Here is a 23,600-nt window from a genome sequence, read left to right on the forward strand (position 1 = left end):
ACCATCCGCTCGCCTCCGCAAAGGCCGGGGCGATCCGCGAGCGCATGTTTGCGCCGGCAAGTCGGCTCTGTTACGGCCCCGCTCACGATCCGGTGAAGCCGGACCAGGATGATCTGAACGCGAGGGATACGATGTCGAAGTCGGGACGGCGGCCGCTGATCGCCGGCAACTGGAAGATGAACGGCCTGCGCAGTTCGGTTCCGGTGGTCGAGGCCATCCGCGACGGGCTCTCGCCCGAACTCACATCCCGGATCGACGTCCTTGTCTGCCCCCCCTCGACGCTGATTTCCTCCTGTGTGGCGGCTGTCTACGGGTCTGCCATCGCTATCGGTGGCCAGAACCTGCACGCCAAGGCCAGCGGCGCCTTCACCGGCAGCATTTCCGCCGAGATGCTGGCCGATCTCGGGGCGACCTACGTCATCGTCGGCCATTCGGAGCGCCGCGCCTATCACCACGAGACCGATGACGGCGTTCATGCCAAGGCTCTGGGCGCCCGCCGGGCCGGCCTCTGCGGCATCATCTGCGTCGGCGAGACGCAGGAAGAGCGCGAAGAGGGCCGCACCCTCGATATCGTCCGGGCGCAGCTCGCCATCGGCGTGCCGAAAGGTGCCAAGGCCTCCGATACGGTCATCGCCTACGAGCCGGTCTGGGCGATCGGCACCGGCCTGACCCCGACACCCGCCGACATCGCCGAGGTCCATGCCTCGCTTCGCGAAATGCTCGGCCAGCTCATCGGGGCGGAAGCGGCAAAGGTGCGCATCCTCTACGGAGGCTCGGTGAAGCCCGGCAACGCCCGCGAGTTGATGGCGGTGGAGAATGTGGACGGCGCGCTGGTGGGCGGCGCGAGTCTCGTCGCCTCCGACTTCCTGGGGATAGCCGCCGCTTATGCCTGAGGCGATTCTCCTCTTCTAAACTCCATGCAGGATTTGGCGCGGGCCACCATCTCGTGTAGGAGCCTGCCCTTCGCAGACGTTCCTCGACGGGCCTCATCGGGCGCCGTATGCGGCCTTACGTGGTTCACGGACCAGGAACATCGGACTGAAACGACATGAATGCCGTCCTGATCTCCATTCACCTCATCGTGGTTCTCGCCCTCATCGCCGTGGTCCTGCTGCAGCGCTCTGAGGGTGGACTCGGGCTCGGCAGTGGCAGCAGCGGCGGCGGTGTGTCGGGCTTCATGACCGGACGCGGACAGGCCAACGCGCTGACGCGGGCCACGGCGATCCTGGCGGCCCTGTTCTTCACCACCAGCATGACGCTGGCGGTCATTTCCCATCGCAGCGCCGCGCCGAAGTCCATCCTCGACGGAGCCGCGACGACGCAGCCGGTGGCGCCCAACGGCAACCTGCTCGAGACCCTTCGTCCGGGGCAGGGCGCGGCCCAGCCCGCCACACCCGAGGCGCCCCAGTCGCGCTGATCACAGACCGGCGAGGCGTGGCGGACCGCTCACACCCCGCCTCGAACCGTCGCCGGACGGGCTTTTCCACAGTTCGCGTCGATTTCGCCCTGCCGCCATTGGCGGCGGGGTCGTTTGAAGTTTGGCGAATCACCCACCCTTGTTTATGAGCCGAAGCCCATGACGCGGTACGTATTCATCACCGGCGGCGTGGTCTCCTCGCTCGGCAAGGGCCTCGCTTCCGCGGCCCTCGCGGCCCTCCTGCAGGCGCGCGGCCATACGGTCCGTCTGCGCAAGCTCGACCCCTACCTGAACGTCGATCCGGGCACGATGAGCCCGACCCAGCACGGAGAGGTGTTCGTCACCGACGACGGTGCGGAGACGGACCTCGACCTCGGCCATTACGAGCGCTTCACGGGCCTCGCCGCCACCAAGGCCGACAACATCACCACCGGCCGGATCTATCTCGACATCATCACCAAGGAGCGGCGCGGCGACTATCTCGGCGCGACGATCCAGGTGATCCCGCACGTCACGAACGCCATCAAGGCGTTCGTGCTCGAGGGCAACGAGGCGTTCGATTTCGTCCTCGTGGAGATCGGCGGCACGGTGGGCGACATCGAGGGCCTGCCGTTTTTCGAGGCGATCCGCCAGCTCGGCCAGGAACTGCCGCGCGGCACCGTCGCCTTCGTCCACCTGACGCTATTGCCCTACATCCCCTCGGCCGGCGAGTTGAAGACCAAGCCGACGCAGCATTCCGTCAAGGAACTGCGCTCCATCGGCATCCAGCCCGACATCCTGCTCTGCCGCTGCGACCGACCGATTCCGGTGGAGGAGCGCCGCAAGCTCGGCCTGTTCTGCAACGTGCGCGAGACCGCCGTCATCGAAGCGCGCGACGTCGCCTCGATCTACGACGTGCCGCTCTCCTACCGCGAAGCAGGGCTGGACCGGGAAGTCCTGGCGCATTTCGGCATCGAGCCCAAGGGCGAGCCCGATCTCGTGCGCTGGACGACGATTTCCGAGCGTGTGCGCAATCCGGAAGGCGAGGTCTCCATCGCCATCGTGGGCAAGTATACGGGCCTCAAGGACGCCTACAAATCCCTGTCCGAGGCCCTCACCCATGGCGGTATCGCCAACCGGGTGAAGGTGAACCTCGAATGGATCGAGGCCGAGGTGTTCGAGGGCGAGGATCCGGCGCCGTTCCTCGAGGGAATCAACGGCATCCTCGTTCCGGGCGGCTTCGGCCAGCGCGGTGCCGAGGGCAAGATCCGCGCGGCCCGCTTCGCCCGCGAGCGCAAGATCCCGTATTTCGGCATCTGCTTCGGCATGCAGATGGCCGTGATCGAGGCGGCCCGCTCGCTGGCCGGCGTCGAGGATGCCAATTCCACGGAGTTCGGGGAAACCGAAGAACCGGTGGTCGGCCTGCTCACCGAATGGCTCAAGGGCAACGAGCTGGAGCGGCGCGCCGCCCAGGGCGATCTCGGCGGCACAATGCGGCTTGGCGCCTACAAGGCGACCCTCGGCGCGGATACCAAGATCGCCGAGATCTACGGCAGCACCGAGATTTCCGAGCGTCACCGGCACCGCTACGAGGTCAACATGGCCTATCGCGAGCGGCTGGAAGCCAAGGGTCTGCGGTTCTCGGGGCTGTCCCCGGACGGTCTGCTTCCCGAGACGGTGGAACATGCCGGGCATCCCTGGTTCATCGGGGTGCAGTTCCACCCGGAGCTGAAATCACGGCCGTTCGAGCCGCATCCGCTGTTCAAGAGCTTCATCTCGGCCGCCATCGTGCAGAGCCGGCTGGTCTGAGGGAGGGGCGGGCGCCATGGTCTCGATCTCGGGTCTGCCCGCCTTTATCGCCTATGTCGCGGCGGCGTTCGGCCTCGTGGCGGTCTATCTCGCGGTCTACCTGTCGGCGACGTCCCATCGCGAGATCGCGCTGATCCGCGCCAACAACGCCTCGGCCGCCATCGCGCTGGGCGGAAGCCTCATCGGCTATACGCTGCCGCTCTCGGTGGCGATCTACAACGCGCAATCGATCCTCGACTGCATCGTCTGGGGCCTCGTCGCCCTCATCGTGCAGATCCTGGTCTACTTTGTCGTGCGGCTGATTTTACCGGACCTGTCACGTCGCATCGAAGCTGGTGAGATCGCCGCGTCCATCCTGCTCGCCGCGTCGTCCCTCGCAGGCGGCATCGTCAATGCGGCGTCCATGACCTACTGAGCGGGCGATCGGCGAATTTTTCCATTCCCGGTTTCAAACGGCCAAGCTCGATTCTACATTCGGGTCAGTGCGGTATCGTGCCGTGAGGGAGCAGGTCGTCGGAAGGCGGCCCACATTGGGATGCCATCCGAGACCAGATCACCGACCCCCGTAAAGCCACCGCGCCTCATGCGCTCGCAGACGGTCACCCTCGTCATGCTGGCGGGAGCGGGCGCAGCCGCCTTCGGGCTCGCCCATATCGATCCGTCGCAGGACGAAGAATCCGTGCTCGTCTACGCCGATGCGGACGCCTGTATCGCCGGTGACATACGAACGGAAGCGGATTGCCGGAGCGAGTACCTCACGGCGCGTGCCGCCTATCCCGAGGTCGCACCGCGTTACGCGACGATGATCGATTGCGAGTCTCACCACGGCCCATCGCATTGCCTGCCCGGAGACGGCGTCGCCATGAGTGCTGCCGGGCGCTTCGTCCCGATGATGGCCGGCTACGTCATCGGCAGGCGGGTCGATCAGAACCTGACGCCCCAGCCGATCTTCGACCATGCTCCGAAGTCGGAAGCGTCCCATAGCGGAAGCGCCGGCCACTCGGGGGGCACTGGCTATTGCACGGGTTGGGGGGGACGGATCACCACGTCGTCGGGCGGTGCGTCCTCCAGCGCACGGGTCGCCTCCTCGGCGGTGCGCCGGGTCGCGTACGGTGGTTTTGGAAGCACGGGCCGTTCGTTCTCGTCGCACGGCTGGTCCAGCCATGGAAGCGGCGGCTGATGCGGCGCGTGCCCATCGGCGAGCGACCGGATTGGCGGGAGACCGCGCGTCGGCATGGTTTCACCTTTCACACCCTCGATGGCGCAGCGTATTGGTCCGAGAGCCACGCCTACGCTTTCACGCTGGCCGAGATCGAAGACGATCTCGAAGCGCCGAGCAGCGAGATCCACGCCCTGTGCCTCGCCTTCGTCGCCGATGCGGTGGAGGACGAGCGGATCCTGACCTCGCTCGACATTCCTCGCCACGCCTGGGACGCGATCCGCGCGAGCTGGAAGCGGGGAGACCCCTCCCTCTACGGCCGCCTGGATTTCTCCTATGGCGGGGCATCCGCCGGGCCGGCAAAGCTCCTCGAATACAATGCCGATACGCCCACCGCCCTCTACGAGTCCGGCGTGTTTCAATGGCTCTGGCTGGAGGGAGGGCTGCGAACCGGCTCGCTGCCCGAGACGGCCGACCAGTTCAATTCCCTCCACGAGAAGCTGGTCGCCCGGTTCCGCGCGCTTCGCGGTGACGGCTCAATGGCTTTCACCGCCTATGCAGATGCGCCCGAGGACAGGGGCACGGTGGCCTATCTCGAAGATTGCGCGCGCCAAGCGGGGCTCGCGACACGCTTCCTCGACATTTCCGACATCGGACGGGACGAGGACGGACGCTTCGTCGACCGGGTCCATGCGCCGATCCCGAGGTTGTTCAAGCTCTACCCCTGGGAATGGGCGTTCACGGATGCCTTCGGCGAAGGGCTCGATGCCACGACGACCCTCTTTCTCGAGCCACCCTGGAAGGCCGTCCTGTCGAACAAGGGCTTGCTGGCGCATCTCCATGCCCGCGAACCCGGTCACCCGAACCTGCTGCCGGCTTTCTTCGAGGACGACCCGCGAAAGGCTTCGCTCGGAACGTCCTTCGTCAAGAAACCACTGGTCTCGCGGGAAGGTGCCAACATCCTCATGGTACGCGACGGTGCCGTCCTGGCGCAGGATCACGGCCCTTATGGCGGCGGCCGGCATATCCGACAGGCGCTGGCCGAGTTGCCGGATTTCGATGGCCGTCGCCCCGTGATCGGCTCGTGGATGGTCGGGGACGAAGCCGCGGGCCTCTGCATCCGAGAGAGCGCAGGGCCGATCACCGGCAATGCCGCCCTGTTCGTCCCCCATTTCATCGGGCCGGCCTGAAGAGCGGCATCCCGCCGCTTTCAAAACGGCGGCATTGGCCTATCCTGACCGGTGTGACCGAAATCCTGTTCTATCATCTCCAGCAGCAACCCCTCGAGAAGGTTCTGCCGACCCTCGTCGAGCGATCGTTTGCGCGCCAATGGCGCGCGGCGATCCAGGTCTCGGGGGAAGAGCGGCTCCAGGCGCTGGACGATCACCTCTGGACCTATAGCGACGACAGCTTCCTGCCGCACGGGACGGACCGTGACCCGCAGGCGGCGAGCCAGCCCGTCGTGCTGACCCTGCAAGACGGCAATCCCAACTCCGCCGCCATCCGTTTTCTCGTGGACGGTGCGCCGCTGCCGCCGGATGCCTCGGAGTACCAGCGGATCTGTATCCTGTTCGACGGCAACGATCAGGACGCCCTGCTCGGTGCGCGGGCGCAGTGGAAGCAGGCCAAGGAGGCGGGCCATACCATCGTCTATTGGCAGCAGGACGAATCCGGGCGCTGGCAGAAGAAGGCGTGAGCGCTGTGGCCCATCACCTCAAAGGAAGCCGCATGATCCGAGGTTCGATCGTCTCGCCCCTGAGCCGTGGCGAGGGCGGCGCCAGGCTGCTCGCCCTCGCTCTGTCCGCAATCCTCCTCGTCACCACCCAGCCCGGCATGGCGCAATCGCCCCAGGGAGGCGACAGGCCGCAGGAAAGGCGTGCCGCCGAGCAGCGAGGCCCGGAAGGACGCAAACTTCCATCCGACGTCACCACCGAGCACAGCGTCACCCTGCCGGGTGGCCGTATCCTGCGCTTCACCGCCACGGCCGGCAGCCTGCCCCTCGTGGACGAGGGCGGAAAGCTCCAGGCGGAGATCGCCTTCATCGCTTATCGTCTCGCCGACAGGAGCGAGGCGGCCCGGCCCGTGACCTTCGCGATCAACGGCGGCCCCGGCGCGGCCTCGGCCTATCTCAATATCGGCGCGATCGGACCCTGGCGCCTGCCCCTCGACGGCACGAGCATCAGCCCGTCCACGCCCGTGAGCCTCGTCCCCAATGACGGCACATGGCTGGATTTCACCGACCTCGTCTTCCTCGATCCCGTGGGCACGGGATACAGCCGCGCGACGGATGGCGATGCCAAACGCTATTGGAGCGTCGATGCGGATGCGTCGGTCCTGTCCTCGGCCATTGCCCGCTGGCTGCGCACGAACGACCGGATCGCGGCGCCCAAATTCTTCGTCGGGGAGAGCTATGGCGGCTTTCGCGGGCCGCTCATCGCGGCAAAGCTGCAGGAGGAGATCGGCATCGGCCTCTCCGGCATGGTCCTCCTGTCGCCTGTGCTCGATTTCGCCTGGCTGCAATCGCCGCGCTCGACCCCCTGGGGCCACGTGACGAAGCTGCCATCCTATGCCGCCGCCGCCATCGAGCGGGCCGGCGGCACGCCGAGCCGGAAGGCTCTGGCAGAGACTGAATCCTATGCCACCGGCGACTATCTCGCCGACCTGCTCAAGGGGCCGTCCGACCAGGCCGCCATCGCCCGGCTCGGCGACAGGGTGGGGGCCGTCACGGGTCTCGATCCGGCCTTCGTCCGCCGTCAGGCCGGTCGCCTGAGCTCCAACAGTGTCCAGCGCGAGATCGGCGCGGATGAGGGCCGTGTCGCCAGCGCCTACGATACCGGCATCACCGGATGGGACCCCGACCCGGCCGCGACCTTCTCAGGCTTCGAGGACCCGCTGCTCACGGCCATGCAGGCGCCGCTGACCAGCGCCATGATCGAACTCTACGGCGCGAAGCTGAACTACCGCGTGCCCGACCTGCGCTACGAACTCCTCAATGGCGCTGTGAGCCGGAGCTGGGGCTGGGGCTCTGGGCGCATGGCGCCAGAATCCCTCGGTGCGCTGCGCGGCGTCATGGCCCTCGACGGCAACCTGCGCGTCCTCGTGGCCCACGGTTTCACCGATCTCGTGACCCCGTACTTCACCTCGAAGCTCCTGATCGACCAGCTACCGGCCTTCGGCGGCGACAAGCGGATCGACCTCGCGGTTTATCCGGGCGGCCATATGTTCTATTCGCGGCCCGATTCTCGCGCGGCCTTCCACAAGGACGCCTCCGATCTCTACGCGGCTGCGCTGAAGGCGCGGGCCGGCACTTCGAAGGACGTGAAGTGACGAACGCCTCGCCACGATGGGGCACGGCCGCCGCATATCTCGCGAGCCTCGTCCTCCTCGGCGCCTGCACCACCGGCGAGCGGGAAGCGCCGGTTAGCAGGCCGGTCCCCGTCGCCGTGACGCCGGCCCCGTCGCCCGGTGTCACGGGGCCGGTGCTCAATGCCGACGGCACCTGCAGCCAGGCCGCGCCGGGTACCGCGACCGTGATCGAGCCCGGGATCGGCGAGTGCGATCTCGTCCGGCTGAAGGCGAAGCCCGCAACGGACGTGCTGGTCGGGGAGGGGCGTTCCGGCCGCGAGGTACAGGTGCTCTACAACGAGCCGGGAGCCAAGGAGCTGTACTTCTTCGTCAATGGCCGCCTCGACCGGATCGTGAAATCCTGACCCCAACGAGTCAGTATGCGGGCACCAGCCGATCCTCGGGCAGGGGGGCGACCATGTGGAACCGCAGCCCCTCGGCCTCGTAGGCGATGACGACTTCGGCATTGCATTGCTGCGCGAGCACGCGCTGCAGCAGCGTCGAGCCGAATCCCTTGCGCTCCGGCGGCTTCACGGGGGGACCACCCGTTTCCGTCCAGCTCAGGTCGAGCACACGCCCTGCCTCTCGCCGATCGACGCTCCAACGCACCACGATCCGCCCGGATGGCAGCGACAGCGCACCGTGCTTGGTGGCATTCGTGGTCAACTCGTGGATCGCCATGCCGGTGGGGACGGCGAGGTCCGCGGCCAGTTCGATCGCCGGTCCGTCGAGGATGATCCGGCTGGTCGTCGCATCGTTGTAATGACCGAGTTCGTTCTGCAGCAGCTCGCGCAGCGGGGCCGTCTGCCAGTAATCCTCGGTGAGCAGGTTGTGCGTCTTGCCCAGCGAGACGATCCGGTCCGAGAACGAATGATAGAACGTGTTCACATCCTTGGTGGAGCGCGCCGTCGCTCCGAGCAGTCCCTGGACGGTGGCGAGCGTGTTCTTGACGCGGTGGTGAAGCTCGCGGATCAGCAGGGCCTGCCGCTCGTGCGTCCGCTGGCGTTCCTCAAGATAGGCTTGCACTTCGCGCTGCCGCCGCCGGGCGCGGAGGGCGGAGCGCACCGCATTGGCCAACACCGCCGGGTGGAAGGGACGTTCCAGCACCGTCACGTTGCCCAGGAGATCGGTGAGCCGCACATCCGGCGAGCCGCCGCGAGAGCTGAGCAGCACGAAGGGAAAATCCGACCAGGGCGGCTGCCGTTCGACCCAGTGGGCGATGGCGTTGCGGTCCCAGCGGAGTAGCGCTTCCTCGGTCATCACCGCGCAGGCGGCGCCATCGAGGCCGGCCACCAGGGCGTCGAGGGTCGAGATCGACTCAGAGGCGATACCGACTTCCGCCAGGATCGCCGTGGCCACTGACGCATCACGTCCCAGGGGCGCGAGGATCAGAACGACCGGTTCAGGATGCGGCATCGCGTCCGGGCTCGTCCAGGGACTCTCCATCGGCCCCGACCCGTTCGACGAGGAGATTGTCGCCGTTGCCGTCATAGGTGGGCACGCCCGTCAGGACGCCGCGGAATTTCCGCAGGGGTTCGCCGACGCGCAATCCGTTGGCGTCGATCTTGAACTCGCGGATCGTGTCCTCGTGCGGACCGGTCCGCTTCTTGAGAACGGACAAGGCCCGGCGAACCCGGCCGGCGGCCTCGAAGAACCGCAGCATCACGACGGTGTCGCTGACATAGGTCAGGTCCACCGGCGATTCCATCTTCCCCACCATGCCGTGCTGGGCGAGGATCAGGATCGTCACCACGCCCTGCTGGTTCAGGTAGGTGACGAGCTCGTGCATCTGCATGACGAGGAAGGGCTGGCCCGCCATGGCGGTCATGTAGCCGGTCAGGCTGTCGATGATGACGATCCTGGCCGCATCGTGCTCCACGGCATCGCGGATACGTCCCGCGAAATCGCCGGGCGAGACGTCGGCAGGGTCGATCTGCTCGATCTGCAGCGATCCGGCCTCGATGAAATCCGCCAGGGGCATGCCCACGCTCCGGGCACGTCGCAACAGGATGCCGCGCGTCTCGTCGAAGCTGATGATCAGGCCGCGTTCGCCGCGCCGGAGGGCGGCCACCAGGTAGCTCATGGCGAGCGTGGATTTGCCGGCCCCCGACGGACCGACGATGAGGCTCGTCGTCCCCCGGTCGAGGCCGCCGCCCAGAACCCGATCGAGCTCGGCGACGCCGCTTTCCACCGAGCCCGCCTCGAAGCTGCTGGGATGGTCGCTCGCGATCAGGCGCGGATGCACCAGGATGCCGCCCTTGCGGATTGCGAAGTCGTGGTAGCCGCCCTGGTACTCCGTGCCCCGCATCTTGATGACGTGGACGCGCCGCCGCGGGGCACCATAGGCCGGCGTCAGCTGTTCGAGCCGGATCACCGCGTGGCTGATGGAATGCAGGTTGAGGTCGTCATGCTCGGCGCTGAGATCGTCGAGCATCAGCGCGGTGATGTCGTTGAGGAGGAAGTAGCTCTTCAGTGCGAGCACCTGGCGCCGGTAGCGCAGCGACCCTTGTGACAGCAACCTGATCTCCGACAGGCTGTCGAACACGACACGGCTCGGCTTCACCCGCTCCATCTCGCTCAGGGCCATGCGCACGGTTTCACCGAGCTCGAGATCGGACGAATGGACGAGGCTCTGCTGCAGCTTCGAATCCAAGCTGAGTTCCGGCGGAACGAGTTCGTAGATCTCGATCCCCTCCAGCGACCAGCCATGCCGCTCGGAGACGGACATCAGCTCGCGGCGGCTCTCCGACAGGGTGATATAGAGGCATGTCTCGCCCCGGGCGGCGCCGTCGAGAAGAAACTGGAGGCCGAGGGTCGTCTTGCCGCCACCGGGCCGTCCCTCGATGAGATGGGCACGCTGGGCCGCGTATCCTCCCGCCAGGATCACATCGAGCCCCGGAACTCCCGTGGGAATCGGTTGGGCATCGGGGGCGGGACTGGCTGACATCGTCGTGTCCGGTGGGTACGGCATGATCGCAGCATAAGTTTCCGCGCCGGCCCTGTCCCCGATAAATCGGCCACAGTGCGGATTCATCCCGTACGGGACGGATCGGATACCGCCTTTGCAGATTGCCGCGTACCGCATTATCAGACCGTGCCGTTGCGCTGCGAGGCGGCCTCCGATTCCGCTTCGCGCTCCTCCAACCCGCCCGACATTCCGGAGTTCGGATCCCTTATGCGCGAACCGAACGCGATCGATTTCTGGCGCGGCCTCGCCCTCGTGACGATCTACGTCAACCACATCCCGGGCAACACGTTCGAGCGCTACACCTACTCGCAATACGGCATTTCAGATGCGGCGGAGCTGTTCGTCTTCCTCGCCGGATGGTCGATCGGGATCGCCACGCGCGGGCGCGACGGACGACCGGAACCGCGCCTGAAAAGCGTCCTGAGACTGCTGTCACGCACGATCGAAGTCTATCGCGCCCAGATCACGACGATGGCCATCGCATTGGCCATGATTGCCGGGACGGCGTTGCTTCTCGACAATCCGCTTCTTCTTGAGTGGCACAACGCCGGCGGCTTCTTCGCCGATCCTATACAGACCACCGTCGGTTTCGTGCTGCTCACACATCAACTCGGCTTCTTCAACATCCTGCCGCTCTACGTGGTGCTTCTCGGCATCGCCCCCGTCTTCATCCTGGTGGCCCGGGTGAGCCGCGTCGCGGCGCTCGGACTGTCCTTCTCCCTCTATGCCGCAAGCCTCGTCTTCGAATGGAACCTGCCATCCTGGCCGGGGGAGGGGGATTGGTTCTTCGATCCGCTGTGCTGGCAATTGCTGCTCGTGCTCGGATTCGTCGGGCAGGATCTGAACCGCGAATCCGACACGCTCCGGCGCTGGTCAAAGCGACTGATGCCCGTGGGCGTCGTCATCGTCGTGCTCGGCATCGTGCTATCGGTGTTCGATCTCAGGCCCGACCCGTTGCTCGTTCCCGATCCACGGCTCGTCTTCTCCTTCGACAAGACCTACCTGTCGCCCGCCCGGCTGATCCACTTCCTCGGAGTGCTGCTGGCCTTCCAGGGGGTCTACGCGCTCATCGTCCCGCATGTCGGCGCGGTCGGTCGATATTTGACGGGACTCGGTCGTAATTCACTGGCAGTCTTCTCCATCGGCTCGCTCCTGAGCCTAGCCGCACAACTCGTGCGGTTCTGGACGGGGGGCGGCATCCTGGTTGATGTCGGCGTCATGGGATTCGGCTTGTTCGCTCTGGGCTTCACTGCATGGTTCGTCGAATGGCGCTCGCGCAAACCTCGGCACTCCTGATTTCCCTCGGCCTCGCCTTACTGGGAATGATCGTCGGATCATCGCAGACCAGGGCGGAGGGCGGTGCGACGATCGTCTCACCACCGACCGCAGCGGCGCCCGCTCCGGGCGGCGAGGCGTCGGAGGCCGTCGATGTGAGCCTGTCGCCCGAATGCCGGGTTCCCGGCTCCAAGCTCTACACCCTCGCCCGGTTGAACTCGGTCAAAGCGGCGCTCAAGGAGAAGCGTCCGGTCCGCGTTCTGGCCATCGGTTCGTCCTCGGCCGGTGCCGGGGCCTCGGCGACCTATCCGGTCAAGCTGGAGACGGCACTGGAACGCTCGCTTCCCAATGTGGATGTGGAAGTCGAGAGCCGGGGCATGCAGGGTGAGATAGCCTCCGGCGCGGCGGAGCGTCTGCGCAGTATGGTGGCAGAGGTGGAGCCCGATCTCGTGGTCTGGCAAGTCGGCACCCACGATGCACTCGCCCGCGTCGATCTCGATGCCTTCGCGAGCGCTCTCGACGAAACGGTTCAGTGGATTAAGTCGCACGATATCGACGTGGTGCTGGTCAATCCCGTCTACACGGCGTCGCTGGCCCAGGACGAATATTACAGCAGCATCGTCCGCAAGGTGCAGGAAGTGGCCCTGCGCGAAGGCGTTCCGCTGGTACAGCGCTACGAGGCGATGCGCTACCTGTCCGGCAGTAGCGACAAGGGCGAAGCGCACATGCTGGGGCGCCAGTTCCGCCTCAACGACCTCGGCCTGCGCTGCATGGCCGAACACGTGACGCGGGCCATCACTCTCTCCCTGCTACAGCCCGACCCTGCGGCGACGGGGACGGCCGGCGCGCCGGCCCTGATCGTCGCGCCGCCGAAGGATGCTTCGGTCAAGCCGTCGCCCCCACGGAGCGGCGGTGCATCGCTGGAGGACAAGCCCTGATGCGCACGGTGACATGCGCACTCGGTTTCTTTTAGCCCGGCCGCAACGGGTGTCGCTCTGAACACCGACGCCGGAACGATGCGAAAAAAAGCCCCGGTATTGCGTGACCTCGTCCGAAGACAGGCGTCCTGTTTCCGGAACGAGGCCAGGGCCTGACTTGAGATCTCGAAGGGGCGACGTGAGCTTAGCAACTGATGGGACGGAGGGTCGCACCTTCGGAGCGGTGATCGTCCGCTTCAAGACGTTCCGCGCAGGTGCCGCGGGAGCGGCACTCGACGTCTTCACCATCCGTATCGCTGCCGCCGTCTTCGCCTACGGGGCGCAAGTGCTGATGGCGCGCCTGATGGGGCGGACGGAATACGGGATATTCGCCTCGATCTGGGTCTGGATCGCCATCCTCGGGCATTCCTCGACACTGGGTTTCGCCCAGGGCGCCTGCCGTTTCCTGCCCGCCGACCAAGCACGGGCCGACCTCGTCCATGTCCGGGGGTTCCTCATCGGGGGCGCATGGGTGAGTGCCGCGTGCGCCTGCACCGTCGCATGTCTCGGCCTCGCACTGGTCTGGATGCAGGGTACCCTCCTCGGAGGACCGTATGCTGGACCACTGCTCGTCGCCGCGCTGGTCCTGCCGCTCTTCACCCTGCAAGACTATCTCGAGGGCGTCGCCCGCAGCCAGAACTGGGCGGTGCTCGCCATCGCGCCACCCTATCTCCTCCGCCAGTGCCTGATCATGGCCGCCATGGCGGGAGCCGTCGCCGCGGGAGCGCCGGCGCAGGCTTGGGTTGCCGTCGCGTGCACCTTGGTCGCCACCGGGATCGCCCTGGCGATCCAAGCGTGGCTCCTGATCCTGCGCCTTCGCGCCGTTCTGCCCTCGGAGCCACCGCGATACCGTTGGCGGATCTGGCTCCGGGCATGCCTGCCAATCGCGGCGGGTGATCTTGCCCATTCCGCCTTCACCATGATCGATGTGGTCATCCTGAGTATGATGATGCCGCCGACGGCGGTGGCCCTCTATTTCGTCGCGACCCGGATCCAGCAATTCGTCCCCTTCGTGCATTACGCCGCATCCGCGGCCACCGCTCAGCGTTTCGCCGCCATCCATGCGTCCCGGGATGCTCCGGGCCTGAAACGCTTCGTCCGCATCCAGGCCCGGCTCACATTCGCCGCCACGGTGACGGTCGGTCTCGTCATCGTGGCGGCGGGACCGTTCCTGCTCGCGATGTTCGGGCCGGAATTCGGCGCGAGCTTCCCGCTCCTCGCCGTGCTGGTTTTGGGCAATGTCGGTGCAAGCCTGTTCGGGCCGGGGGAGGACCTGCTGACCATGATCGACGGCGAACGTCTGTGCGCCGCCATCACACTGGCAACGCTGGCCGTGGCAGCCTTTCTGTGTGTGGTCCTCGTCCCGTCGATGGGCGCCATGGGGGCCGCCATCGCCATGGCACTGGCCACCATCCTTCGCGGAGCCGGCATGGCGATGGGGGCTTTCCTCGTACACGGCATCGTGACGCCGGTTCTGCGGTTCCCAAGCCGCGCGGGTTCATGAAGACCGAGCATCGAGGGACGAACGGCCGACGCTCCGCCTCGATCGTCACATATTCGGAATTGGCTGCCGATCCCGGTGCCTGGGACGCGCTGATGGCCCGGGCGCTCACCACGCATCCGCATTACAGCCGCCACGTCATCGCCGCCCACCACGCTGCGGGACTCGCCGATACGGATCTCGCCTTCGTTGCCGTGCGGGGTCCGAGCGGCCTCGATGCGCTACTACCGTTCGCATGCAAGCGCGATGTCTGCGGGCTCGGAATGAAGGTGGCACGCCCCTTCCTCTCACCCTTCATCACGCAGACGAGTCCGCTCGTTGCCGACGACCCGGACCTGGAGGAAATTCTCGATCTTCTGGTGGCGGGTCTACAATCCGCCTCCGGCGGCCATCTCTGGCGCTGGCCGCTGCTTCCCACCTCGACGAGGCTCGGTGGCGAACTGCTCGCGGCGATGGATCGGGCGGGCTGGCAGCATGGCACCGCACACAGTTTCGAACGACCGATCGTAGAGCGCCGCACCTCATATGACGCCTTCCTCGTAGGTCATCCGAACCGGTCGCGCCTGAAGGATCTGAACCGTCGCGATCGGCGTCTATCGAAGCGTGGTACGCTCATCCTCGATGTCGCCACCGATGGCGCACACCTGCGCGATGCCGTCACCAGCTTCCTCAGTCTCGAACGGGCCGGATGGAAGGGCAGAGCCAGAACGGCGCTGACTTGTCAGCCACAGCACGAGGCTTTTGCGCGAGCCCTCTTCGCCGACGGGAGCGGCCCGATCGGCCTACGCGCCGATATCCTTCGGCTCGACGGTCGCCCCCTCTCGATCAGCCTCGCCCTTCTGACAGGCGGCACGGCCACGCTTCTGAAGACGACCTATGACGAGACCGAGCGCTCCAACGCTCCGGGGCTCCTGCTCGAGGCACGGATCATCGAGATGCTGCACGAGACGGGGTTCGCCCAGCGGCTCGATTCGGCGACATTGGCCGGTTCCGTCCTAGAGGATCTCTTTCCGGACCGGGAGACGATCTGCGAGGTCGTCGCCGCCCCGCGCCGGGCGTCCCGCTTGCTTCCCGTAGATCGACGGATTCGCCTTGTCATGATCGAACGCGATTGCAAGGCGCTGATCAAGCGGGTCTTGGGCAGGCGCTGACGCGCGGGCGCAGCCGTGCTACTCGGCCCGTTCGGCACGCCAGACAGGAACCATCCGCATGCGTCGTCCGCTTCTTGCCCTCACCGGAGCCTTGTTGATCGCCATGACCGCTTCCGCATCCGCCGAGACCGTGACCACGCCTTCGGGCCTTCAATATCGCGACGAAGTCGTCGGCACCGGCCCCTCGCCACAGACCGGCAAGAAGGTCAGCGTCCATTACACCGGCTGGCTCGACGATGGTGGCAAGCCCGGCAAGAAGTTCGACTCCTCCCGCGACCGGGGCCAGCCCTTCAGCTTCACCCTCGGTATCGGACAGGTCATCGGCGGCTGGGACCAGGGGGTCGCCACGATGAAGGTCGGCGGCAAGCGCACGCTCATCATCCCATCCGACCTCGGCTATGGCGCACGCGGCGCCGGTGGCCTGATCCCCCCGAACGCCACGCTCATCTTCGACGTCGAACTGCTCGGCGTGAACTGAAGGCCGGCTGGAGAACGGCGCGGCCCCGGTCCTAACCTTGAGGTACCGGGAGCCCTGAAAGACGCGTCCGGTGCGGCTGCAGGCGGTGAAGAGCTTCGCCTGCAGCCCTCTTGGCACAGAAGGCACAGGTCGCGAGACCGAGAAGCTCCCGAGCCGCGTAGGGTTCGGCGACGTCCCGGCCGCGGCGAAACCCCGTTCGAGGGCTAGCCCGACGAGTTCAGCGCTGCTGGCTGCCAATTGGTGCTCCGGGACACGGATCTTGTCTTCCAGTCCGCACCGCATCGTCCTCGCGCGCATGCGCCCAATCCAATACCTCGGCCGGATGCCGGCCGGTGCCGGCGGCCGTCCAGGTCGCCCGGGGGCAGGATCCGTTTCCGCTCCCCGAGGAGCCGGTCGAGGAGGCGCTCATTGGCAGGAAGAGCGTTCTTCAGGCGGGTTACGAAGGGACGCGGGGACGGGCATTCTTCAACCCCTCATCGAGAAGACGCCGGGCGCCGTACAGGTGCGAGAGGTCGAACATCTCGATTTCGGCGCACCGCGGATCAGGCGATCAAGAGATGCCGAGGGCGCGGATGAGAAGAAGGCTGATGGCGAGGAGGACGGCCAGAGAGCCGGTGACGGCAAGCGTCACCCGCCCGCCCATGCGGGCCAGTACCCGGACATCGACGCCCAGGCCCAGGGCGGCCATGGACATGATCGTCAAGAATCCAGCCAGTTGCCTCACCGGCCCGGAGGCCGCCTCAGGGATCAGGCCGAGGGAACGCAGGCTCGCCAGCCCGAGAAAACCCAGAATGAACCAGGGTACGAGCTTGGTGAAGCCGAGCCGCCCCGTCGATGCTTTCCGAACTCCGTCTTCCAAGGCAAGCCGATGGGCGATGAGCGAGAAGGCGATGACGACGGGGCCGAGCATCAATACACGCACCAGCTTGACCAGCGTGCCGACCTGGGTGCTGAGCAGCCCCACCGGCACCGTGGCGGCGAGCACCTGCGGCACAGCGTAGACGGTTAGGCCCGCCAGCACCCCGTACTGGTGATCCGATAGGCCAACGAGGGGGATGAAGAGGGGCAGGCCGAGCACCATCAGCACGCCGAGCACGGCGGTGAAGGCGATGGAGCCGGCGACGTCCTTGCTATCGGCTCCGATCACCGGCGCCACGGCGGCGATGGCCGAATTTCCGCAGATGGCGTTGCCGCAGGCAACCAGGATCGCCATCCGGGCCGGCAGGCCGAGACCACGGCAGATCGCGTAACTCGAGACGATCGCCAGCAACACCGTGCCGACGATGCCGGTGAGAAGTGCGGATCCTGAGGCGACGATGGCGCCGAGGGTGACCGACGCTCCCATCAACGTCACGGCCAGTTCGAGCAGTTGCTTCGCGCTGAAGGCAATCCCTGCCCGGAAGCGCTCTCCCGGCATCCAGACGGTGCGGATCGCAATGCCGAACAGGATCGCGATCACGAGCGCTTCGATATAGGGGTGCCCGGTGGCCCGCTCCTCCCAGGCTTGGATGGCTATGGCGATCCCGGTGACACCGAGGCAGAGGACGATGCCCGGCAGAAGCGACGATCGCCTATGCGACGTGGCCGCTCCCGTCGGGATTGTCAGATTCGAGGATGCCTTCACGCCCATTCCACCCGCTCGGAGTTGCCTCCAGGCTCCCCGAAAAAAACTTCCACATGGCTCGACGAAAAGAGAAAGTCGCGCTCCATACCGCGGGAATTTCAAAAGTCTTATCCATTGATCGCTGGCACGCAAAGCCCGATCTTAATGCCCATGACCACGTGTTCCGATGCCAACGTCACCAGCTTCGATCCGTATGGCGAGCCGGTGGGAGAAGACCGCACCACGCACATGGTGCAGGGAGATCGTCGGGCGCGCAATGCCGCTATCGCGATCTTTTGGACACTCGCCCTGACTTTGACTGCGGGGCGGGTTTATTTGAACGATCAGCCATTTAGCCATACCTTTATCCTTGCCCAAGAGAAGATCGGGGCTTTCGTCACATTGATGCACTGACGTGACGTCGAGGGCTGTCCATCAAGAAGCGTCTGCGAGATAACGGGCCGATTGCCTTGCTTCCGTTTTCTCGATTGGCTAATGAAAGACCGTCGCCATTGTATAATTTAGCTAGAGTGGACGGGGGTCCGCCAGACCGACCAGAGCGCAACTTTACGGACGCAGACAGTCTGATCGTGCCCAGGTGCGATGCCTTCGTGTAGGGCTAGCGCGGGCAGATCGCCGCCGATGCCGCGAGTTAGATCACCGTTGTGCATCCCCTTGTTACGAATTGCGCCCACTCCCGCCCCCTGGTGCCGCTCATCGACGACGTCCGCAGTCATCTCGGGCTAAGCGGTGTGACGTCTCCTGCGATGCATGCTTTGCCAACGAGGCGAACCTCGCTGCTGTGAGGGAGCGGCGGATTACCGCCGACCTGGCTCCGGGTCGGGCGCGTCACAGCGAGACGGATGCGGGCCGGCCCTCGCACGCTGATGAAGACGCCCCCTGATGTGTGCGATGCCCCCGCGGCTGGAGCAGGCTGGCAGCCGGAGCCGCTATCGCCTCAGGAAGCAGGTCGCCGGGCCGGCGTCCGGGCAGGTCAAGCAGGCAAGAGGCTTCGGGCAGTTTTTGCTCCGACGCCTGATCAGGTTCAGCATTTATAATACCGTGTAAATAAAGGAAAAACGCGCGGATTCCTCCGCGCACCGTCCTGTCATACGCAGCTTTATGTTATTTTAGTAGCCAGAAACATCGCTAGAAATGCAATGTTTTGGTGCTCGTCGTGGCAACAGTTTTTGCTAACCCCTTACGAGCAGCCCGTCGTTCCGCCACACTTATCGCATTTCAAGCAAGTTCCGTTACGCACGAGGGTGAAATTCGCGCATTCGGAGCAGGATTCCCTGACATAGCCCTTTATCTTGGCCTCGGCTCGGCGGTCCGACACGGTGCGTTCGGCCTTGGCGAAGGGGAGGGCGGTAACGAGGCTTTCGGCATGGCCGACCGTCTAAAGCTCAGCCATTGAAGAGCTAAGCTAATCTTAGTTTTTTGTTAATAGGAAATATTACCACAATTATCACACTTAAGAACGGAAACAATCAGCGAAACTTTTTCCTCTCCACACTTTGCACAAATCCGCCCCATCTCATACTTTGGAAGAAAAAAATGACGTTTTCTTTCTTGTGCAATACGGAAGCGACGTTGTATCACATCTCTAGGTACGCCAGAATAATAATCGCAATAATCAATAAGGTCTTGAATTGCGTCAAAATTTTTAACCGCTTGATCTGGAAGCAGGAATAGATCAGCGAAGACATTTGCTTGATTTTCAACAAAGCATTCAGATGGAATAAACCTATGATTGAATTCAATATCATCTGAAAATAGAAATTTATCATCTCTATGAAGCCAGATGTGTCTATTTCATGAGCTAAGATGCGTCGTCCCTCTGCCTCGCCCCTGGATGCGGCAGCCCACATTTCCTTACTTACTCTTAATAGTATAGACGTTTTATCGCCATTTATGACCACTTCAGCTGGTCCGGCAACTTCGTCTTGTAGGATATACTCAATGCCAAGCCTTCCTCGAAAGTGATCGATTAAAGGGCCGACAATAAATTCTGTAATACTAAAATCGATGGAACTGCCGAGAGATGCAAGCTCTCGGCAGTTTTGGACTGAAATATTGATTTTATAGTACGGCCGGGGTGTAGTAACATATGTCCCGGCCATACTCATTTTCCTTTATGAACAGCCGGTAGTGCTTCCACATGTATCGCACTTCATACATGTTCCATTCCGAACGAGAGTAAAGTTTGCACACTCTGGGCAAGCTTCTCCCACATAGCCCTTCAGCTTAGCTTCAGTTCTACGGTAGGCAATTGATGGGCCGACTTCTGTATTTGGAAGAGAAAACCCGAGAGCTACTGAAGTATCCCTCTCTTCGGCCTTCAATGCCGTCGCTCCCCGCAGGGCATGAACGACGCCGCCGGCCGGGGAACTCGTTCCGGCGTTACCGGAGCCGATGCCCATCGTGCCGCCGCCGGGGCCGCCCTGGATGAGGGTAAGCCGGTCGGCCGATCCGCGCAGCAGGCCGCGCGAGACGACGCTGGACGCCACGGGATCCGGCCTGTCGCCGCCACTGCGGCTCCCTTCGCCCTCGCCCTTGCCCATCACCGTGTTGCCGATTTCAGACGGGTCGACATGGGCGAGGTCCATCCTGCCGAGATACGAGATCGCCAGCTCGCGGAACACGTAGTCGAGGATCGAGGTAGCGTTCTTGATCGCGTCGTTGCCTTGGACAAATCCGGCCGGCTCGAAGCGGGTGAAGGTGAAGGCGTCGACATACTCCTCCATCGGCACGCCGTATTGAAGGCCGATCGAGATCGCGATGGCGAAGTTGTTCATCAGCGAACGGAAGGCGGCGCCTTCCTTGTGCATGTCGATGAAGATCTCGCCGATGCGGCCATCCTCATATTCGCCGGTCCGCAGATAGACCTTGTGGCCGCCGACAACAGCCTTCTGAGTATAGCCCTTGCGCCGATCGGGTAGCTTCTCGCGCGAGCGGATACGCTCGACGCGCTCGATCACCCGTTCGACGATTTTTTCCGCGAGCTGCGCTGCCTTGGCGGTGGCCGGTTGCGCCACCAGAGCTTCGATGGCCTCCTCGGTATCCTCCTCCTCATCGGCGATGAGCGCCGAGTTCAGGGGCTGAGAGAGTTTCGAGCCGTCGCGGTAGAGGGCGTTGGCCTTGAGGGCCAGCGTCCAAGACAGCTTGTAGGCGTTCTTGCAATCCTCGACCGTGGCGTCGTTGGGCATGTTGATGGTCTTAGAGATCGCCCCAGAGATGAAGGGCTGCGCCGCTGCCATCATGCGGATGTGGCTCTCCACCGAGAGGTAGCGCTTGCCGATGCGCCCGCACGGGTTGGCGCAATCGAAGACCGCGTAATGCTCCTGCTTGAGGAAGGGGGCTCCCTCGAGGGTCATCGCGCCGCAGATATGCGTGTTGGCTGCCTCGATGTCCTTCTTCGAATAGCCGAGGAAGGGCAGGATCTCGAAAGTCGCGTCGGCGAGCTTATCGGCCGGAACCTGAAGCACGTCCTTGAGGAAGTCGTCGCCGAGGGTCCAGCGGTTGAACACGAACTTGATGTCGAAGGCCGACTTCAGTCCCGCCTCGATGGCCGCAATCTTGTCGTCGGTGAAGCCTCTGGCGCGCAGGGAACCCGGGTTGATGGCGGGAGCCTGCCCCATCGAACCATGGCCGACGGCATAGGCCTCGATCTCGGCAATCTCCGATTCGCGGTAGCCGAGGGAACGCAAGGCGTTCGGTACGGCACGGTTGATGATCTTGAAGTAACCGCCACCCGCGAGCTTCTTGAACTTCACCAGGGCGAAGTCCGGTTCGATACCGGTGGTGTCGCAATCCATCACGAGGCCAATCGTGCCGGTGGGCGCGATGACGGTGGCCTGGGCGTTGCGGTAGCCGTGCTCCTCGCCCAGCGAGAGGGCGCGGTCCCACGCCACCTTGGCGCGTTCCGCCAGGTTCGTTTGAGGAATGTTGGCGATGTCGAGGGGGACGGGGGCGATCGAGAGGAACTCGTAGCCCGCAGCCTCGCCATGCGCCGCGCGGCGATGGTTACGGATGACCTTGAGCATGGCATCCGCGTTCTCGTCGTAGCCCGGGAACGGCCCGAGTTCGGCAGCCATTTCCGCCGAGGTGGCGTAGGCGACACCAGTCATGATGGCGGTCAGGGCACCGGCCAGTGCCCGACCCTTATGCGAATCGTAAGGCAGGCCCATGCTCATCAACAGGCCGCCGATATTGGCGTAGCCGAGACCCAGGGTACGATAGCGGTAGGAAAGCTCCGCGATCTCCTTCGACGGGAACTGCGCCATCATCACCGAAATCTCGAGGACCACGGTCCAGAGCCGGTTGAGGTGCTCGAAGGCAGCTACGTCGAACTCGCCGCTGGCCTGATCGTACATCGTCAGCAGGTTGGCGGACGCGAGATTGCAGGCCGTGTCGTCCAGGAACATGTACTCGGAGCACGGGTTCGACGCGCGGATCCGGCCAGCGGACGGGCAGGTGTGCCAATCGTTCATGGTCGTATTGAAATGCAGGCCCGGATCGGCGGATGCCCAAGCGGCTTCGCCGATCTTATCCCAGAGCTCGCGGGCCTGGACCGTCTTCACGGACTTGCCGGTGGTCCGAGCCGTCAGATGCCATTCCTCGTCACGCTCCACCGCGCGCAAAAAGTCGTCGGTAAGCGAGACGGAGTTGTTCGAGTTCTGGCCGGCAACCGTCAGATAGGCCTCGGAATCCCAGTCGGTGTCGTAGACCGGGAAATCGATCTTGGTGAAACCCTGGCGGGCGAACTGGATGACGCGCTTGGTGTAGCCGTCCGGCACCATCTCCTTGCGGGCTGCCTTCACAGCCTTCTTGAGGACGGGATTGCGCTCGATGTCGAAACAGGCATCACCCTCGGCCTCGCACTGGGTGCAGGCCTTCATCACTGCCTGGAGGTGCTTGGAAACGATCTTGGAGCCTGTGACGAGGGCGGCGACCTTCTGCTCCTCCTTCACCTTCCAATCGATGTACTGCTCGATATCCGGGTGGTCGATGTCGACGATGACCATCTTGGCTGCGCGCCGGGTGGTGCCACCGGACTTGATCGCGCCGGCCGCCCGGTCGCCGATCTTCAGGAACGACATCAGGCCCGACGACTTGCCGCCCCCGCCGAGCTTTTCGTTCTCGCCGCGCAGCATGGAGAAGTTGGAGCCGGTGCCCGAGCCATACTTGAACAGGCGCGCCTCACGGACCCACAGGTCCATGATGCCGCCCTCGTTCACGAGGTCGTCCTGCACACCCTGGATGAAGCAGGCATGCGGCTGCGGGTGCTCGTAGGACGAGGCCGACTTCACCAGTCCGCCGGTGCGGTAATCGACATAGTGATGGCCCTGCGCCGGACCGTCGATGCCGTAGGCCCAGTGGAGACCGGTGTTGAACCATTGCGGCGAGTTCGGCGCGACCATCTGCTTGGCCAGCATGAAGCGAAGCTCGTCGAGGAACGCGGATGCGTCCTCCTCCGAGGTGAAGTAGCCGCCCTTCCAGCCCCAATAGGTCCAGCAGCCGGCGAGCCGGTCGAACACTTGGGTGGATGAGATCTCAGAGCCGGCGCGCTCCGCCTCCGGCAGTTCCGCCAGGGCGGCCTCGTCGGCCACAGAACGCCACAGGAAGGAGGGAACGTCGTTCTCCTCGACCTTCTTCAGGCGCGCCGGCACGCCGGCCTTGCGGAAGTACTTCTGCGCCAGCACATCGCTGGCGACCTGGCTCCAACTGTCCGGCACCGAGATGCCGTCGAGGCGGAAGACAATGGATCCGTCCGGATTGCGGATCTCGCTCAACGCCTTGCGGAAGGCGATGGTCGCGTAGGGGGATTGCCCGGCCGTGGTGTAACGCCGCTCGAACCGCATGAACCCTGTATCCCTTGTCGAAGAGTCGACGATGCCGCCGCGCCCTGCGCAGCCGCCGATTCACTGAAGTCTGA

20 protein-coding genes and 2 pseudogenes are annotated in these 23,600 nt (G+C 64.6%); 16 read left to right on the forward strand and 6 right to left on the reverse strand.

All coding sequences use genetic code 11. The features are described from left to right. Positions 1-131: 131 nt before the first annotated feature. The 9 genes from tpiA (at position 132) to FV220_RS08000 (ending at position 8,074) form a co-directional block, all read left to right on the forward strand. On the forward strand, positions 132-893 hold the full coding sequence (gene tpiA, locus FV220_RS07960) for a triose-phosphate isomerase (protein WP_056146506.1): 762 nt from the start codon (positions 132-134) through the stop codon (positions 891-893). Between the two features lie 155 nt (positions 894-1,048). Continuing rightward, positions 1,049-1,417 (forward strand): preprotein translocase subunit SecG, encoded by a 369-nt coding sequence (gene secG / locus FV220_RS07965; protein WP_018044740.1) that lies wholly within the window; start codon positions 1,049-1,051, stop codon positions 1,415-1,417. A gap of 159 nt (positions 1,418-1,576) precedes the next feature. After that, positions 1,577-3,205, forward strand: coding sequence for a CTP synthase (locus tag FV220_RS07970; RefSeq protein ID WP_147830591.1), 1,629 nt, complete (start codon positions 1,577-1,579; stop codon positions 3,203-3,205). A gap of 16 nt (positions 3,206-3,221) precedes the next feature. Continuing rightward, positions 3,222-3,620, forward strand: a complete 399-nt coding sequence (locus tag FV220_RS07975) for a DUF350 domain-containing protein (RefSeq protein ID WP_018044738.1) — start codon at positions 3,222-3,224, stop codon at positions 3,618-3,620. Between the two features lie 168 nt (positions 3,621-3,788). After that, positions 3,789-4,385 carry a DUF1190 domain-containing protein gene (locus FV220_RS07980; protein WP_018044737.1) on the forward strand — a complete coding sequence of 199 codons (597 nt, stop codon included), beginning with the start codon at positions 3,789-3,791 and terminating at the stop codon, positions 4,383-4,385. Further along, positions 4,385-5,554, forward strand: coding sequence for a glutathionylspermidine synthase family protein (locus FV220_RS07985; RefSeq protein ID WP_147830593.1), 1,170 nt, complete (start codon positions 4,385-4,387; stop codon positions 5,552-5,554). Before FV220_RS07980 ends, FV220_RS07985 begins: the two co-directional genes overlap by 1 nt. Positions 5,555-5,607: 53 nt before the next feature. After that, positions 5,608-6,060, forward strand: a complete 453-nt coding sequence (locus FV220_RS07990) for a DNA polymerase III subunit chi (protein ID WP_147830595.1) — start codon at positions 5,608-5,610, stop codon at positions 6,058-6,060. 32 nt (positions 6,061-6,092) lie between these two features. Beyond that, positions 6,093-7,691 carry a peptidase S10 gene (locus tag FV220_RS07995; RefSeq protein ID WP_056145646.1) on the forward strand — a complete coding sequence of 533 codons (1,599 nt, stop codon included), beginning with the start codon at positions 6,093-6,095 and terminating at the stop codon, positions 7,689-7,691. Further along, on the forward strand, positions 7,688-8,074 hold the full coding sequence (locus FV220_RS08000; RefSeq protein WP_147830597.1) for a hypothetical protein: 387 nt from the start codon (positions 7,688-7,690) through the stop codon (positions 8,072-8,074). Before FV220_RS07995 ends, FV220_RS08000 begins: the two co-directional genes overlap by 4 nt. A 10-nt stretch (positions 8,075-8,084) precedes the next feature. Here the strand turns inward: FV220_RS08000 and FV220_RS08005 are convergent, their stop codons facing one another. Further along, positions 8,085-9,125, reverse strand: a complete 1,041-nt coding sequence (locus FV220_RS08005; protein ID WP_056146508.1) for a sensor histidine kinase — start codon at positions 9,123-9,125, stop codon at positions 8,085-8,087. Continuing rightward, positions 9,112-10,656 carry an ATPase domain-containing protein gene (locus tag FV220_RS08010; RefSeq protein WP_147830599.1) on the reverse strand — a complete coding sequence of 515 codons (1,545 nt, stop codon included), beginning with the start codon at positions 10,654-10,656 and terminating at the stop codon, positions 9,112-9,114. Before FV220_RS08010 ends, FV220_RS08005 begins: the two co-directional genes overlap by 14 nt. A 228-nt stretch (positions 10,657-10,884) precedes the next feature. Between FV220_RS08010 and FV220_RS08015 the strand changes: the two genes are divergently transcribed. The 5 genes from FV220_RS08015 (at position 10,885) to FV220_RS08035 (ending at position 16,059) form a co-directional block, all read left to right on the forward strand. Next, the gene (locus tag FV220_RS08015; RefSeq protein WP_147830601.1) at positions 10,885-11,973 is read left to right on the forward strand and encodes an OpgC domain-containing protein; all 1,089 of its coding nucleotides are present in this window, start codon (positions 10,885-10,887) and stop codon (positions 11,971-11,973) included. Further along, the gene (locus tag FV220_RS08020) at positions 11,943-12,890 is read left to right on the forward strand and encodes a GDSL-type esterase/lipase family protein (RefSeq protein ID WP_056253500.1); all 948 of its coding nucleotides are present in this window, start codon (positions 11,943-11,945) and stop codon (positions 12,888-12,890) included. The genes FV220_RS08015 and FV220_RS08020 overlap by 31 nt, the downstream gene beginning before the upstream one ends. 178 nt (positions 12,891-13,068) lie before the next feature. Then, on the forward strand, positions 13,069-14,433 hold the full coding sequence (locus FV220_RS08025) for a lipopolysaccharide biosynthesis protein (RefSeq protein WP_147830603.1): 1,365 nt from the start codon (positions 13,069-13,071) through the stop codon (positions 14,431-14,433). Further along, positions 14,430-15,581, forward strand: coding sequence for a GNAT family N-acetyltransferase (locus FV220_RS08030; protein ID WP_147830605.1), 1,152 nt, complete (start codon positions 14,430-14,432; stop codon positions 15,579-15,581). Before FV220_RS08025 ends, FV220_RS08030 begins: the two co-directional genes overlap by 4 nt. A 58-nt stretch (positions 15,582-15,639) precedes the next feature. Then, on the forward strand, positions 15,640-16,059 hold the full coding sequence (locus tag FV220_RS08035; RefSeq protein WP_027172428.1) for an FKBP-type peptidyl-prolyl cis-trans isomerase: 420 nt from the start codon (positions 15,640-15,642) through the stop codon (positions 16,057-16,059). 130 nt (positions 16,060-16,189) lie between these two features. On the opposite strand, the pseudogene FV220_RS26020 reads toward FV220_RS08035, so the two are convergent. Beyond that, a pseudogene (locus FV220_RS26020) lies at positions 16,190-16,588 on the reverse strand (3-keto-5-aminohexanoate cleavage protein); the annotation flags it as partial. Positions 16,589-16,609: 21 nt separating this feature from the next. Continuing rightward, complete coding sequence (locus tag FV220_RS08040; RefSeq protein ID WP_147830607.1) at positions 16,610-17,689, reverse strand: YeiH family protein; 1,080 nt, start codon at positions 17,687-17,689, stop codon at positions 16,610-16,612. A 144-nt stretch (positions 17,690-17,833) separates the two neighbouring features. Here FV220_RS08040 and FV220_RS08045 point away from each other — a divergent pair, with 144 nt between their 5' ends. Beyond that, a complete protein-coding gene (locus FV220_RS08045; protein ID WP_147830608.1) occupies positions 17,834-18,076 on the forward strand; it encodes a hypothetical protein in 243 nt (80 codons plus the stop codon). A gap of 119 nt (positions 18,077-18,195) precedes the next feature. Continuing rightward, a pseudogene (locus FV220_RS26025) lies at positions 18,196-18,700 on the forward strand (IS5/IS1182 family transposase); the annotation flags it as partial. A gap of 560 nt (positions 18,701-19,260) precedes the next feature. Here the strand turns inward: FV220_RS26025 and FV220_RS08050 are convergent. Both FV220_RS08050 and FV220_RS08055 read right to left on the reverse strand, forming a co-directional pair. Then, entirely contained in the window at positions 19,261-19,785 is a 525-nt protein-coding gene (locus FV220_RS08050; RefSeq protein WP_147830610.1) for a hypothetical protein, read from the reverse strand. Between the two features lie 12 nt (positions 19,786-19,797). Next, complete coding sequence (locus tag FV220_RS08055; RefSeq protein ID WP_147830612.1) at positions 19,798-23,526, reverse strand: vitamin B12-dependent ribonucleotide reductase; 3,729 nt, start codon at positions 23,524-23,526, stop codon at positions 19,798-19,800. Positions 23,527-23,600 lie beyond the last annotated feature (74 nt).

The sequence above is a fragment of the Methylobacterium sp. WL19 genome (genome assembly GCF_008040005.1).
GTDB lineage: Bacteria > Pseudomonadota > Alphaproteobacteria > Rhizobiales > Beijerinckiaceae > Methylobacterium > Methylobacterium bullatum.